This window comes from Microbulbifer sp. YPW16 (assembly GCF_021290385.1).
GTDB classification, from domain to species: Bacteria; Pseudomonadota; Gammaproteobacteria; order Pseudomonadales; family Cellvibrionaceae; genus Microbulbifer; species Microbulbifer zhoushanensis.
Map to the genome: position 1 here is coordinate 3,932,205 of NZ_CP089928.1, position 14,251 is coordinate 3,946,455.

At 61.5% G+C, this 14,251-nt stretch carries 16 protein-coding genes; 6 read left to right on the forward strand and 10 right to left on the reverse strand.

Annotation, left to right across the window (positions count from 1 at the left end; translation table 11 throughout):
* Positions 1-37 precede the first annotated feature (37 nt).
* The 3 genes from LVE68_RS17085 to LVE68_RS17095 form a co-directional block, all read right to left on the reverse strand.
* Positions 38-574, reverse strand: coding sequence for an NUDIX domain-containing protein (locus LVE68_RS17085; protein WP_232941650.1), 537 nt, complete (start codon positions 572-574; stop codon positions 38-40).
* A gap of 103 nt (positions 575-677) precedes the next feature.
* A complete protein-coding gene (locus LVE68_RS17090; protein ID WP_232941651.1) occupies positions 678-1,151 on the reverse strand; it encodes a CYTH domain-containing protein in 474 nt (157 codons plus the stop codon).
* A 74-nt stretch (positions 1,152-1,225) separates the two neighbouring features.
* Positions 1,226-1,654 (reverse strand): hypothetical protein, encoded by a 429-nt coding sequence (locus LVE68_RS17095; protein ID WP_232941652.1) that lies wholly within the window; start codon positions 1,652-1,654, stop codon positions 1,226-1,228.
* A 138-nt stretch (positions 1,655-1,792) separates the two neighbouring features.
* On the opposite strand from LVE68_RS17095, the gene LVE68_RS17100 reads away from it, so the two are divergent.
* From LVE68_RS17100 to LVE68_RS17120, 5 genes are all read left to right on the forward strand, one after another.
* Positions 1,793-2,800: a tryptophan--tRNA ligase gene (locus LVE68_RS17100; RefSeq protein ID WP_232941653.1), complete on the forward strand. Its 1,008-nt coding sequence runs from the start codon at positions 1,793-1,795 to the stop codon at positions 2,798-2,800.
* Between the two features lie 120 nt (positions 2,801-2,920).
* Complete coding sequence (locus LVE68_RS17105; RefSeq protein WP_232941654.1) at positions 2,921-4,498, forward strand: AbgT family transporter; 1,578 nt, start codon at positions 2,921-2,923, stop codon at positions 4,496-4,498.
* A 71-nt stretch (positions 4,499-4,569) separates the two neighbouring features.
* Positions 4,570-4,899 carry a DMT family transporter gene (locus LVE68_RS17110; protein WP_232941655.1) on the forward strand — a complete coding sequence of 110 codons (330 nt, stop codon included), beginning with the start codon at positions 4,570-4,572 and terminating at the stop codon, positions 4,897-4,899.
* Between the two features lie 182 nt (positions 4,900-5,081).
* A complete protein-coding gene (locus LVE68_RS17115) occupies positions 5,082-5,654 on the forward strand; it encodes a hypothetical protein (RefSeq protein ID WP_232941656.1) in 573 nt (190 codons plus the stop codon).
* A 16-nt stretch (positions 5,655-5,670) separates the two neighbouring features.
* Positions 5,671-7,191 carry a PepSY-associated TM helix domain-containing protein gene (locus tag LVE68_RS17120; protein WP_232941657.1) on the forward strand — a complete coding sequence of 507 codons (1,521 nt, stop codon included), beginning with the start codon at positions 5,671-5,673 and terminating at the stop codon, positions 7,189-7,191.
* A 6-nt stretch (positions 7,192-7,197) separates the two neighbouring features.
* Here the strand turns inward: LVE68_RS17120 and LVE68_RS17125 are convergent, their stop codons facing one another.
* From LVE68_RS17125 to LVE68_RS17140, 4 genes are all read right to left on the reverse strand, one after another.
* The gene (locus LVE68_RS17125; RefSeq protein ID WP_232941658.1) at positions 7,198-7,659 is read right to left on the reverse strand and encodes a GNAT family N-acetyltransferase; all 462 of its coding nucleotides are present in this window, start codon (positions 7,657-7,659) and stop codon (positions 7,198-7,200) included.
* Positions 7,660-7,742: 83 nt separating this feature from the next.
* Complete coding sequence (locus LVE68_RS17130; RefSeq protein ID WP_232941659.1) at positions 7,743-8,750, reverse strand: mechanosensitive ion channel family protein; 1,008 nt, start codon at positions 8,748-8,750, stop codon at positions 7,743-7,745.
* 371 nt (positions 8,751-9,121) lie between these two features.
* Positions 9,122-9,868: an esterase/lipase family protein gene (locus LVE68_RS17135; RefSeq protein ID WP_232941660.1), complete on the reverse strand. Its 747-nt coding sequence runs from the start codon at positions 9,866-9,868 to the stop codon at positions 9,122-9,124.
* A 133-nt stretch (positions 9,869-10,001) separates the two neighbouring features.
* Complete coding sequence (locus LVE68_RS17140) at positions 10,002-11,309, reverse strand: hypothetical protein (RefSeq protein WP_232941661.1); 1,308 nt, start codon at positions 11,307-11,309, stop codon at positions 10,002-10,004.
* A gap of 147 nt (positions 11,310-11,456) precedes the next feature.
* Here LVE68_RS17140 and LVE68_RS17145 point away from each other — a divergent pair, with 147 nt between their 5' ends.
* Entirely contained in the window at positions 11,457-11,936 is a 480-nt protein-coding gene (locus LVE68_RS17145) for a BLUF domain-containing protein (RefSeq protein WP_232941662.1), read from the forward strand.
* Positions 11,937-11,978: 42 nt separating this feature from the next.
* On the opposite strand, the gene LVE68_RS17150 is transcribed toward LVE68_RS17145, so the two are convergent.
* Genes LVE68_RS17150 through LVE68_RS17160 form a run of 3 tightly spaced genes read right to left on the reverse strand, consistent with a single transcriptional unit; the run spans position 11,979 to position 14,243 of the window.
* A complete protein-coding gene (locus LVE68_RS17150) occupies positions 11,979-13,304 on the reverse strand; it encodes a tetratricopeptide repeat protein (RefSeq protein WP_232941663.1) in 1,326 nt (441 codons plus the stop codon).
* Between the two features lie 50 nt (positions 13,305-13,354).
* Positions 13,355-13,561 (reverse strand): hypothetical protein, encoded by a 207-nt coding sequence (locus LVE68_RS17155; protein ID WP_232941664.1) that lies wholly within the window; start codon positions 13,559-13,561, stop codon positions 13,355-13,357.
* Positions 13,562-13,565: 4 nt separating this feature from the next.
* Positions 13,566-14,243, reverse strand: a complete 678-nt coding sequence (locus LVE68_RS17160; protein WP_232941665.1) for a hypothetical protein — start codon at positions 14,241-14,243, stop codon at positions 13,566-13,568.
* Between the last annotated feature and the right edge of the window lie 8 nt (positions 14,244-14,251).

Below are 14,251 nucleotides of genomic sequence, written 5' to 3' on the forward strand. Positions count from 1 at the left end.
TGGGTGACAGCTGTCGCGCACCCGTTGCAGGGGCCTGCTACTGGCCCGCAGCAGTCAGCCGCGATAGTGCCATATAGCGCTGGATGTATGGCTTGTGTGTGTAGAGGATATCCTCCGGCAGGTCATCCGGGGCGAAGAAGCGGGTCTCCACCACCTCGCTGTCATTGAATACCATATCCCCTTCCGCGATTTCACACTGGACCGCGATATCAACCACCGGTGTATAGGCGGGTTTGCGCACGTCGAGTACCCGGGTGGACAGCACCTCGGCCCCTATTTCTTCCTGTAGTTCACGCCGCACCGCCTGCTCCACGGTTTCACCGTGCTCGAGCCATCCCCCGGGCAGGCCCCAGGCATCCTGGTAGCGGTGGCGGACCAGCAACAGGGAGTCTTCCCTCTTAATCAGGAACACCATGCCGACCAGGAACTTGTCCGAGGTGATATATGAAATTTTCCAGCGCAGGTCGACCGGAAGCTCGCGGTAGATCGTGTATTTGAGCCCGGGAAAGGCGAGGAGGGCGGCTGCAGCCCCGCAGCAAGCCAGGAGGATAAGGGCTAGGGTCTTCTTGATCATGGGGCGCTTGGCTACCTCGATTCGCTCGCCATGGCGATATTACTGGCAAGCATTCGCCGCATAGCGGCTTTATTACTGCATGGATCTGTCATTGGGCTCCCGGTTACCAGTCACAATACGGGGTGTCGACCAGGTTCGCATTGTAATAGCGGGGATCGCCGGTAACCTCTGCTGTGACCCAGTCCGGGCGCTCGAATTCCTCGGCCTCCGACTCCAGCTCAATTTCGGCCACTACCAGTCCCCGGTTACGCCCCGAGAAAATGTCGATCTCCCACTTGTGCTGTCCCACGGTTACGATGTGGCGGGTTTTCTCGATGACCTGGCCCCCACACAGGGTGTCGATAATTTCCTGTGCATCCGCCACGGGAATTTCGTATTCGAACTCGCTGCGGGAAATACCCCTGGTGGCCCCCTTGAGGGTGAGAAAGCCGCGGTCGCCATAGATTCGCGCCCGGACTGTGGATGTGCCGGACACCGGCAGGTAGCCCTGGGATACGGCGGTGCCCCCCTCCCGGGTGGCCAGGGTAGCGGCAAAGCCGGGCTCCACCAGGAATTTTCTCTCGATTTCTTTGGCCATCGATGTCTCTGCCAAGTCTCCATAACAGGGGCCCGGGCCAGCCGGCCGGGTTACGCGGGTGGTGGTGCCCGGGCTCAGTAGAGCTCGCCCAGCGGGACGGCGCGCGCCGCGCGCCTGAACAGCCGTCGTCCCAGTTCATACTCGGGCCCTGACTGCGGCGACCATACACTGCTGGAATGGTACTCCCCTACCCATTGAACTTCTATCTTCCAGGCCGCGCCGTCCAGGCCATGGCGTTCCGGCGGTGGGCGCGCGCCCAGGTAGCTTCCGGTTACCAGCCGCCGTATCCGGTCGACGAATGAGGCCTCGACCTCCAGTGATACCGGCCCCGTGCGGGCTTTGCCCCAGGGCGTGCTTTCCGCAATACAGAGTCTACCCGGTACCGGGTCCAGCCGGATGGTTAGCGGAAAGTCAAAAGCGCGCTCCAGGGTGAAGCGCACGTAGTCCCCCGGGCGTGGGGTCAGGTGCTGGTGGCTTTGGGCTGGTAGTGGTAACCGGTTCAACCCGGCTCCCTGGAGAGATATGGCCTGGTTGAATTTTGAGCGGCCGGGCCGGTTGGCCCGGCATACAACCGCGCCGCTGAAACGGGTATCATGTCGCTCAGATTTGTACCAGTATGTAGCACGGAAACCCAAGGATCTATGAGCAAGCAGCGTGTCCTGACCGGCATCACCACCACCGGCACTCCCCACCTGGGCAATTACGTGGGCGCCATCCGCCCGGCGATTGCCGCCAGCCAGGAGGAAAACAACCAGTCCTTCTACTTCCTCGCCGACTACCATGCGCTGATCAAGTGCCAGGACCCGGAGCAGGTACACCAGTCCACCCGGGAAATTGCCGCCACCTGGCTGGCCCTGGGACTCAATACCGACAATGTGGTGTTCTACCGCCAGTCCGATATCCATGAGATCCCGGAACTCACCTGGCTGCTGACCTGCATGACCGCCAAGGGCCTGATGAACCGTGCACACGCCTACAAGGCGGCGGTGGATGCCAACCGGGCCGACGGCGAGGACTCCGACTTCGGCATCAACATGGGCCTGTACAGCTACCCGATCCTGATGGCCGCCGATATCCTGATGTTCAACGCCAACAAGGTGCCTGTGGGCAAGGACCAGGTCCAGCACATCGAAATGGCCCGTGATATCGCCCAGCGCTTCAACCACCATTACGGCGAGCACTTTGCGCTGCCGGAGGCGGTCGTGGATGATCATGTAGCGGTGCTGCAGGGCCTGGACGGCCGTAAGATGAGTAAAAGCTACGGCAATACCATCCCGCTGTTCCTGACGGAAAAGCAGCTGAAAAAGCACATCAACAAGATCAAGACCAACCTGCTGGAACCGGGCGAGCCCAAGGACCCGGATACCTCTACCGTGTTCCAGGTCTGGCAGGCGTTTGCCACCCCGGAGCAGACCGCCGAGATGCGCAAGGCTTTCGAGGAGGGCATCGCCTGGGGCGAGGCCAAGAAGCAACTGTTCGAGCTGGTCAATGGCCAGATCGGCGATGCCCGCGAGCGTTACCATGAGCTGCTGGCCAACCCGGCGGATATCGAGGCAGAGCTGGAAAAGGGCGCCGAAAAGGCCCGGGCTTATTCCGCCCCGTTTATCGAGAAGCTGCGCGCGGCGGTGGGTATCCGCAAGATCGGCTGATTGCGTTGCCGGCTCGCCGGCGCATTCGCTCAATGTAGTCATCCGCGGGCCATGGCCCGCGGATGGATGTATAAGAACAACAAACAAGCACAATAACTACTAATTACAGGGAGCCCTGTTATGAGTGATGTCGAGGTGAGTCCTGCCGCCGGTGTAGAAGGTGGCAAGGGCATTGAAAAAAACAGCTGGGTCAACCGGGCGCTGAACCGGGTAGAAGTGATCGGCAACCGCCTGCCGGACCCGGCGGTACTCTTCCTGATCCTGATGGTCACCGTATGGGTCTTCTCCTGGCTGTTGTCCGGGGTCAGCTTTGACGCGCAGCACCCGGCCACCGGTGAGGCGATCCGCATCAACAATCTCCTCTCGGGGGAGTCACTCGCATACTTTCTCTCCAACATGGTCACGACCTTTACCGGCTTTGCCCCCCTGGGGGTGGTGCTGGTGGCCATGCTCGGCGTGGGTGTCGCAGAGCAGAGCGGGTTTATCAATGCGGTGCTGAAAAAGCTGCTGGGAGTAACCCCGCAGATGCTGCTGACCCCAATGGTGATCCTCGTCGCCATCGTCAGCCACACGGCAGTGGATGCGGGCTACGTGCTGGTGATACCGCTGGGTGGGGTGATCTTCTATGCGGCCGGACGCCATCCGCTGGCCGGTATTGCGGCGGCGTTTGCCGGCGTCTCCGGTGGTTTCTCTGCCAACTTCGTGCCCTCGGCGATCGATCCCCTGTTACAGGGCTTTACCCAGTCGGCGGCGCAGATCGTGGATGCACAGGTACAGCTCAACCCACTGAACAACTGGGCCTTTACCTCGGCTTCCTGCCTGGTGATCGTGCTGCTGGGCTGGTGGCTCACCGATCGGGTCATCGAACCGCGCCTCAGGGACGTGGAGATCGACGGGGACGAGAATGAGATGCCGGTGATGCAGGACATGGGCGAGCGCGAGCGCCGGGCGCTGCGCTGGTCCCTGCTGGTGATGGCTGCCGGCATTGCCGGGCTGGTGGCCTGGATGCTGCCGGAGTCTTCGGCCCTGCGCGATGGTGCGGGCCAGCTGGCATCCTTCGGTGCACCGGCGATGAAGTCGATCGTGCCGCTGATCTTCCTGCTGTTTATCATCCCGGGAGTGGTGTTCGGCTACCTGACCGGCACCTTTGGCAAGTCGAAGGATGTTATCGACTCCATGTCGAAGACCACCGGCTCCATGTCCTACTACATCGTGATGGCGTTCTTCTGTGCCCTCTTTATTGCCGAATTCGGCCGCTCCGGGCTCGGTACATTGCTGGCAGTGGAGGGAGGCGGCCTGCTGGCGGCGATGAACCTGCCGGGACCCGTGACCCTGATGGGCATTATCCTGCTGGTGGGCTCGGTAAACCTGTTCGTGGGTTCCGCCTCCGCCAAATGGGCACTGCTGGCCCCGATCTTTGTACCCATGCTGATGCAGGTGGGTTTCTCCCCGGACCTGACCCAGGCCGCCTACCGGGTGGGGGATTCCTCCACCAACATCATCACCCCGCTGATGCCGTATTTCCCACTGGTGGTGGTGTATTGCCAGCGCTACGTGAAGGGTACCGGTATCGGCACCCTGGTATCGTTGATGCTGCCCTATTCAGTGGCCTTCCTGTTGTGCTGGTCGATCTTCCTGGTGATCTACTGGTCCATCGGCCTGCCCCTGGGGCTGCAGTCCAGCTATACCTATCCCTGACATTGACCGGGAAACTGCCGGCGGGGCCATAGGGGCACCGCCAGGCTCTTCCCGCCTGGTTGAGTGAGAATATGGCTTACCTGTACCTGGCCATTGCCATTGTTGCCGAGGTCGCCGGTACCACTGCACTGAAGGCCTCAGAGCAGTTCACCCGGCCACTGCCGTCGCTGGTTGTGGTGGTGTGCTACGGACTGGCGTTCTATATGCTGGCGCTGGTACTGCGCACTATTCCGGTGGGCATCGCCTACGCCATCTGGGCCGGGGTAGGGATCCTGTTGGTGGCCCTGGCGGGCGCGGTTATCTACCGCGAGGTGCCGGACTGGCCGGCGGTGATCGGCATGACGCTGATTGTCGCCGGTGTGGTGATCATCAACCTCTTCTCTGAAAGCAAGGTGCACTGACCTGCGGCCCGCCCTGTGGCTATACCCGGACGTTTTCCTTTCTTTGTTGCAAATAAGAATCTATCGCATTATTGTTTGCTGCGGTTGTGCTGGTCCCGCGCGGCAATCCCCTGCCATCTGGACCGGTATGCAATTCCAGGGACATAAAAACAGGAGCCGGGCCTCTCTCGCCGGGAATACCAATGATGGAATCGCCGCTTGTTGCCGGCCTGGTGGCTGGACTCTGTATTTTCTCCGGTGTCACTTGCCTGTATTTCGCATGGCAGCGTAGCGGGCCGCAGCGCCTGTTTACGCTCGCGGGATGGGGGTTGCTTGTCGCGTCAGTCTGGAGCTGGTCGGGCGCCTACAGCCTGGAGTTCGGCATCTGCTTCAGTGTAATTCTCACGGCGCTGGTGGCCTGGCTGGTAGTGATCCTGGGTGGGGCATTGCCGCGGCGCCGGGACCTCTTGTCACAACGACCGGCCCGCGCGCGCCGTTCAGAACCGACGGTCGCCGGGCGTGTCAGGTGGCGCAGGAGCATACGCTTCCTGGCCGCTTTGGTGCTGCCGCTTACCTGCGCCGTGGTATTTGCCCTGTCGTTTTTTGGCTGGAGCGACGCGGAGGAGAGTACCCGCCTGGTGAGTGCGGTGTTTGTCGGGCTGCTGGCCTGGAAGGCCGGGGTGGTCTGGGTAAGTGCCGACCGGAATCTGGCGCGGGCGGTGCTGGGCCTGCTGCTGGTCAACGCCGGCAGCGGCCTGCTGCTGGCCGTGCAATGACCGGGGGAGAAGAGCGATGAAACTGTCATTCAGGCCCAGCCCGGCCTTTGTGCGCGATATGACCGGTGGGCATTCAGCGCTGGGGCTCTTTCTGTCCACCCTGCTGTATATCGTCTGTGTGAGCGGTACCCTCGCGGTCTTCTACCCGGAGTTTGAACGCTGGGAGCAGGCATCCGCGGGGGAAATGCTGACAGTCGAAGCGGATGTATACCGGCGCGCTGCCCGCGAGGCCCTTGCCGGGATTCCTGCCGATGGCGAGCAGCCGGGCGTGATCCGCTTTACGGCACCCACCGCCGAGATGCCCCGCATGCTGGTCGAAGTGGGGGAGAGAGAGCATTTCGTCGGCGGTAACGGGACTCTGCGGGAACAGGTAACGCATGAGTGGACGGATTTTCTCGTCTATCTCCATTTTGCCCTTAACCTCCCTGTGGGCCTGGGTGTCCCGGTAGTGGGCCTGATCGGCGTGCTGATGGCGGCGCTGATTATTTCCGGATTGCTGGCCCACCCCAATATCGTGCGTGAGGCATTCTCCCTCCGTGGTCGTGGTTCAGCGCGTCGACGCCAGGTGGACCTGCATAACCGCCTGGGCGTATGGGCGGCGCCATTTCACCTGATGATCGCGCTGACGGGTGCATTTATCGGCCTCGCAACGGTGTTCGCCTTTGCGATTGCACAGGTTTTTTATTCCGGCGATGTGGAGAGGGTGCACCACCTGCTGTTTCGGGATGTGCCGGAGGCGAAGGCGGAAGCCAGCGCTGTACCGGTGCCGGATTTTGCCCCGGCACTCGCGTCGCTGGCCCGCATCGCTCCAGGAAGAGAGCCGTTTCGGATCAGCCTTCACAACCCCGGCAGGGTGGGTCAGTTGTTTGAAATTACCACCCGCGTACCGGGGCGACTGGTCTGGGGAGAACGATTTTACTTCAATGCCGATGGCGCTTCCCTGGGGCGGGATGGCTGGTCCGATGGCAGTGCGGGCAAGCAGGTTTACGCCTCTAGTTTTCGCCTGCATTTTGGTCACTACGGCGGTTTCGCCGTGAAAGTGGCCTACTTCCTGCTGGGCCTTGGAATGTGTGCACTGGTGGTTTCAGGAATCAATATCTGGCTGCTGCGCAAACGACAGCGGGGTTTCCCCCGGGAAAGGCTGGAGCGCATATGGGTGGCGCAGGTGTGGGGGGTGCCCCTGTTGATTGCAGCGGCCGCCCTCGGCCAGCTGGTCCTGGGCTTGCCTCCCCTGCCGGTATTCTGGGGCGGGATTTTGGGGCTCAGCCTGGTGGCTGCGTTCCGGGGGAGTTGTGCCGGATGGTCCTGGTACTTGCGCCTGGCTGTTGCCCTGGTCGCGATGGGCGTGGTCGGGGCACACCTTGGCCGGTTTGGTGCCGGTGCCATCCATGGCGGCGCGCTGGTGGGCAACCTTGTCTGGTTGCTCTGCGCCCTCGGTTTCGGCCTGTCCTGCTGGTTCCGGGATGGTCGCCAGCGCGTTGCCCGCCCGGGGGAAGCGGTTTCCGGAGAGCCGGCAGCTACCCCCGATTCGGGCTGAAAGGCTTTATTGGACCGGGCGTAGCATTTCGATATGCGGGATACCATCCTCGTCGTAGGGCTCTGATACCTGCTCAAAGCCGAAATCGCGATAAAAACCGGCAAGGTGGAGCTGGGCGGAAATACGGATGGCGGCGCCGGGGTGGACGTCATCAGATAGCAGCACTGCACGGCGCACCAGCTCGCGCCCGAGCCCGGTGCCCCGCGCCGACAGGGCGGTTAGCACACGGCCTATGGCCGGTTCGCGATACTTCTTCCCCGGGTCCACCACGCGCAGGTAGGCGAGCAGGTGTGGTTCCGGGGTGCGCGTATCCCAGCCACACAGGTGCCAGGAATCCCAGTCCCTGCCATCGGCGTCCTGGTAGGCACAGTCCTGTTCCACCGTGAAGACCTCCTGGCGCACCCGCAGGATTTCATACAGTTGCCGGTTGTCCAGCCCCTCGAGGCGCGCCCACTGCCACTCCACCATGAACAATCTCTCTCCTTAGCGGGTTGAGCGCAGAGAATAGCGGTTTCCGCCGGGGGTGAGAACGGCCGGGTGGCCCGCTGCCATCAGTCCCGCTCCAGCTGGGCACGCCAGCGGGGCCGGGTTTCTCCCGCCGAGGGCGCCGGCCAGCCCTCCCGCTGCCGGCTGCGATCGCCGTCATTCTCCTCTGTCTGGTCGTGGAAAAGCTGCACCCGGGTCTCGAACGGCATATCGATCTGCGCCTCATCCAGGGCCAGCTTGATGGCCCTGACCACGGCAGCGCCGATATGGTTGGCATCGGTCTGGCGGCTGTGGGTCCACCAGCGTACACGGATGGTCACCCAGCTGGCGGCCAGCTCCCAGGGCAGGGCCTCTACCGGAACCTTGTCCTGCACGCCCTCGACCTTGCTGACCGCTTCTACCAATACCTCGCAGGCTCGGTCGATACCGTCGCCGTAGCCGATGCCGACATCGTATTCACTGCGACGCAGTGGGTGGGCGGTCTTCACCACCACTGCGGTGGTGTAGATGTCGGCGTTGGGAATGACCACTCGCTGGCCGTCATAGGTGCGGATAAATGTGGCGCGGTTCTCGATTTTCTTGACCGTGCCCTCGAATTCCCCGACACGGATCTGGTCGTTCAGGTGAAAGGGCTCCTTGAGCAGGATCAGCAGGCCTGCCAGCCAGTTCTGCAGGATATCCTTGAAGGCGAAGCCAAAAGCCACTGAGCCCACGCCGAGCCCGGCGACAAGGTCGCCCGGCTTCAGGGTGGGCATGACAATGGTTGCTGCCAGCAGGCAACCAACGCCGAACAGTATCCACTTCACCAGGCCGCCCAGGACTTCCCCGAGGTTTTCCCGCTTGCGTCGCGCCAGGTGTTTGCGGGTGAGGAAACCGAACAGCGTGCCGAGCAGGTACAGCAGTATGACTACCACCAGCGCTGCCACAAAGTTGGGGATATGCTGGATACCATCGGCAATCCAGCCATCGACTTTGCCCAGTGCGGTTTCCAGGCCGCGATCTACCTGCTCCGGAAGTTCCCGGAGCGCTTCCGAACTTTCTTCCTGGCCGGCGAGTAGGCGTTGTGCCGTCATCCAATTCATCCCCGAGACCCCTGGCCGGGTCGAGTTTTCCCTGCTGTATCGCGCAGTTTAGTCGTAGCCGCGGCCGGGCGGCGTATCCTCCGGGACTTTCCGGCGTCGGGTAGAAGTATCGCGTCTCAGAGGATGATCGCTATCGGGATGTTGTGGCCACGCATGGCATCACGCAGCTGCCGGGAGATTGAGGCGCCCATCTCAATCACTGCACGGGACGGTCGGGGGGAGGAACCGGGCTAGAGAAAGAATGTCCTGGTAGCAGCCATGAAAGCAGGCAACACGATTGGCCGGCACGCTGGTGTCAGTCGCCGGGGATCAGCGCTCACCACTGGAAGACCGATCCGCGACAGGGGAGAGCGTGCCGCAAGTCAATCCCGGCCAGTGCGATCCTGTTGCGGCCGCTTGAACTGGCCCTGTTGCAGGTAGTGGATTACCTGGGCGATGACTTCGTCATTTTTCATCATGAATACATGGGTTGCAGGCACGGTGATATGGTCGTTCATGCCCTCCAGCTTTGTCCTCTCTACTGAGACCTTGCCGTCATCGGTGGCCGGGATCATCCGGGAAAGTATCGGGTTGATGCTGCGGCTACCGGCAATGATCCCCAGGTCGAACTCGGCCGCCCCCAGCCGGTTGGGAACGCTCATGTCGCCGGTGCCAAGCTGTAGTCCCGCGTCGCCGAACATGAAATGAAAGCCCGGGAAGCTCCCCAATCGGTCGACCACCTCACTGCCCCGGTTGGGCGGCCCCAGCATAACGACCCGTTTCAGGTTCTTGATCGGCACCCGGCTGAGGTACTGTCGTACCAGTATTCCGCCCATGGAGTGGGTAACAAAATTTACCTCGCTATCTTCCGGGCACCGGTCCAGGGCCGGTGCTATTGCGGGCCCGGCGAGTTGGTCGATGGGCCGTTCGGTGGAGGGGTAATCGACATTCACTGTGTGGTAACCGGCTTCCCCGATGGCACGTTCCAGCTTTGCCATGGAACGGTCGGATTTGGCCAGGCCGTGCAGGAGAATCACGCAGGCTTCAGTGGCGCTGGATAGCGGAGAGTAGGGCAGTGCCAGTACTGCCAGTAGCAATGCGTATGCCCGTTTCCGGGAGCCTATGTACATGGTTTTCGATAAGTCCGGGTCGTTGGCGGCTGGCTGCCCAATCTACCGCGAGCTGTGGCGCTTGCCAAGTGTACGCCCGGTATACAGCCTTCCCCGTTTGGGCCGGCGCACCGGGGAGTTGGTCCCCCGGGTATCAATAGGCCACATCAAACCCCAGCAGGATATAGGATTCCTTATCCAGGTGGCCGGTGAAGTACAGTCCCTGCTGGTCATTTGCTCCGAGAAAATCGGCATTGATCTCGATGATTCCCTTGGCATTGCGCATAAAGTAATAGCTCGCAGTGAAGGTGAGGGTATCAATTTCAATGCCCTCGTAGATCGTATCGGTATGGGCCAGGTCATTGGCGTCGGCGCTGTTGTACAGGAGTGAAAATGCCCAGCGATCGCTGGCGATATAGTCCAGGCCCAGGAAACCCCCGTGCCAGTCATACTGTCGGTTGGGCCAGAGGATCGTATCGCCGATTTCCGGCTGCAGGAAATCATCCCAGCTGGTCCAGAGATACTGGGCATACCAGTGCGCCCTGTTGCCGATACTGCCGGAAAAGTCGACCCCGAGCATGGTTACATCCGAGTCTCGCTCGCCCCTGAACAGGCCCGCTGGACCGGTGGCGCTATCCCGTTTTCCCGAAAGCGCAAACAGTCCCGCGGACAGCGGCTCCTCATCAACACCCAGGCGGGCAAAGGCACTTTTTGAGTTGTTGTCATCAAAGAGGTTGTCCGGGCGGCGATAGCCGGGACTGTTCACATTGAAGTTATCCGTGATGCCATTGCCATTGACCAGCCCCAGGGCCAGGTCAACCGGGCCAAATGACCGATCGAGTATCATGCCCCGCTCATAGGTGATACTGGCCATGCGGTACACCATAAAGTCTTGGAACGTGAGACGTACTTCCCGCGGAAACATCAGGTCTGATATCTGGAACTGGCCCAGCTGCAGGCCGACACCGGAGCTGAACAGGTCACTGTGGCGGATCCATGCGTCCTCGATGATCACTTCGCCGTTTTCTCCCTTTTCGGCGAAGATCGCGTAAAAGTAGTAGGTGAGGTTTTCACTGAGGGGCGCGCTGGAGAGCAGCTTTACCAGATAGGGCGCCTGGAAATCAGTATCCGCCTCTACACGCTTGCCGTTCAGTGGATCGATCGATTCACCCTCGCGCCCCTGGAAATACGCCTGGGCGCGCACGGCAAAAGGAACCTTCTCCGGCAGGGCCAGCAGGTTGTCCCCGGTATCGACTGTTTTGTCGCGCCATGAGGGCAGGCGGTAGTTATTACCGGCGAACTCTTCACCGAAGGCATTCAGGCGGGGAAAAGCCGAGTGGCAGGCGGCGCAACTCATCTCGTACTGGCGGGCAAATACCGGAATTGCCCAGGCTCCGAGGGACTGCAGTAAACAGGCAAGCGCGACCGCGGGAACCAGTAGCCGCGCAGGGAGCAAAGGCATGCGTGTTCTCCGAATAGTATTTAACTTCTGGAATCTAGTGCACCAGCGCCTCTTGTAAAGCGCGAGGGAAGAACTGTTTGCACTCCCGGGTAATCCACAGGGTGATTGCGCGCGTATGACGTCATTTGGGTTAAAGGGGGTGTCACCATGTCTGAGCTGGTTAGGCTGATCTACGCCAGTCGCGCAGAGTTCGCGCCGGCTGATCCTGTACAGGGGGTTGAACCCAATGTCGGTCGCATACTTATGCAGAGTCGTCGCAACAACAAGCGTAGTGGAATTGGCGGTGTGTTGTACTTCGGCGACGGGCATTTCTTCCAGGTTCTTGAAGGAGAGCGCGAGGCGGTCAACAGGACTTATCAGCGCATCAGCGGCGATTCCCGCCACCGGCAGCTGACCATCCTGTCGGTGAACACAGCGGAAACGCGCCTGTTTGCCGACTGGTCGATGAAATATGTTCCCGCCGAGCAGTCGGTGCGGGAATTCCTGGCGGCCCGGGATTACCTGCGTTTTGCGCCGCTGCAATTCAGTGAGTCCGAGGCAAAGGAGCTGGCTCGCCTGTTCCACCGTGAGCACACGGGGCGGGAGCGCGCTGGCAGGTTCAGCTGGCGCAGGTTATTTGATTTCTGAACCGGTGTATCCCGGTGCCCGACATAACTGCGGCGTGCCGCGCTAGGGGGTGTGCTGTGCGGAAGCGCGGGCAATAAACCCCTGGTTTACCAGGCTGTCCGGTTTCAGTGCCAGTCGCTCATTGGCGAAGGCTTCCGCCAGTTCCCGGTTGCCACTGCGGATGGCTGCCTCGGTGAGCGTCCAGTCGATGATATCCCGCTGTGCGTGGCTGCCACCGAAGGTATTGGCTATATAGCGGGCGCTGTGCAGGTGTTCCGTGGCCCGGTGATAGTCACCGTGCCAGAAGGCGATAAACCCTTCCACCAGGGGCAGGCCGGTCTGCCAGCCCCAGTGTGATACCTCCGCTTCGTTGTCCCTGCCGGCACGGAGGCTGTTGGTGATGTCTTCCGCCCTGCTGTCCTCCCCGGCACCGAGGTAAGCCATCACTGCATGCCAGTCGTTGAAGGGGTAGAGCCGGCCATCCGCATGTTGTTCCCAGGCTTTCGCCAGCTCTTGCCAGCGGTCACCGACGTCGCAGCCACTGATGGACAGGCGCCATAGCAGGGCCGAGGCATCCACCATATCCAGCGCCATATTACTTTTTTCACTGCGCACCGGGCCGTCATAGAGCGCCAGAGCCTCGTCCTGCTCGCCCAGGTCCAGGTGGTACAGTGCCCGGTGCCACCAGTTGTGCACCTTGAAGAAGTTTTCCTCCCCGGCCCAGAACGCTTCGCGGCTTTTCATCCATTCGATGCCGACTTCGGGACGGCCGGTCATTTCCAGTACATGGGCCACTGCGTGGTGGGCCCAGCAGTCGAAAGGTTCCAGCTCGATGGCGCTGTGGCCATATTCCTCCGCACGCAGGTAGTCGCCGGTTTCCTCGAGCCCGAAGGCATACATGCCCAGGAGGAGCGAGTAGCCCGGGATTTCCGCCGACCACAGGGGCAGGGCGCGGGCGAGCCGGTCGCGCAGGTCGCGGCTGTTGGCCCGGTAGAAGTCCACCAGGTGCCCACATTGCAGTGCCACCAGGTCGTGGGGGAAGCGCGCGCAGTGGTAATCCAGTGCCTCTGCGGCAGTGGTCCAGTAGCCCATCACCAGTTTTTCCAGGGCACTGAACAGGGATTCTTCACGGTCATTTATTGGCAGGTCGCGGGCGGCCAGCAGGGATTTCTGTGCCGCGAGATTGGCCGCCGGCTCAGTGGCCACAGCACAGAGGCCCGCCTGCAACAGGTGGGCCATGGCAAACTCCGGTGCCGCATGGATCGCCTTCTGCAACGGCTCCAGGGGGTCGCCATGATAGAGATTGAATGCGCGCAGTCCGGCCAGGTAATGTGGCATGGCCTCGTCTGTCGCACCGGAAACCGGGTATCCCTGTTCGTCGCTGGGCATGTTGCGCTCCGTCCTGTTCTGGATAATGTCGCGTATGGGGGCGGCGGGGCTCAGTGGTCATCCTGCCGGTGTTTACTGCGGCCTTTCCGCTGCTGGATCCAGCTGCCCAGGAGCCCGCCAATAAAACCGGCCACGGGGTACATGATGTAGGGCAGTACTCCCTTTCCCGCCCCCAGCAGGTCGACCAGGAGTGCAACGACCAGGCCGCCGGCGGCACCGCCGAGGGCCAGTCGCAATGGTCGCGGCATCACTCTCATGCAATCAGTCTCCCTGTATCACGGCGTCGGGGACCAGGTAGGACTCCTGTTCACCAATATCCACGCGCCAGTTGTCTCCCTGTCGCTGCCACTGGACCTTTGCGGCGCCATTGGTGGAAAACCGGTTCTTGCGAAAGTACAGGATGCGCAGCACTGACGGATCCGCAGGGGAAATGGTCCAGATGGTTGCCTCGGGCCGGTGGCGGCGCACCCGGAATGGGCATGCGAGGCTGAACTCGGCGTCGCCAACGGCACAGGTAAGCTTGCCGGCCGTATCGTATTCAAGCGGCCACTGGACGTCGCCCGTGGTGGGCGTGGCGGGAGTGCCCGCAGTGAGTGAAATGTCCAGGCTGAAGTTGGCAGTTTCGTCCCGCCGTGCGGCACTGGGCATCAGGTAAGCCTGGATGGTGTAGACACCGGATGAGGGCAGTACCTGGGAAAAACGATTGCCATGGGTGGAGCCGATAAACCTGGCGGCGTCCCCGGGACCCTTGCCCGGGGCGAAGATATTGAAGTAGTTGGCGGCATTATCGGTTTGCATTTCCACCGTCATGCGCTGCCCGGCACTCGCCTGTACGGTATAGAGCTCATAGGCCCGGCCCTTGATCGTCCCCTCTATGGTGGCGCCACTGTGGCCGGATTTGAACTGGATTGCATTGTCCGGCTGTTCTTCTGCCTGCACACATGGCA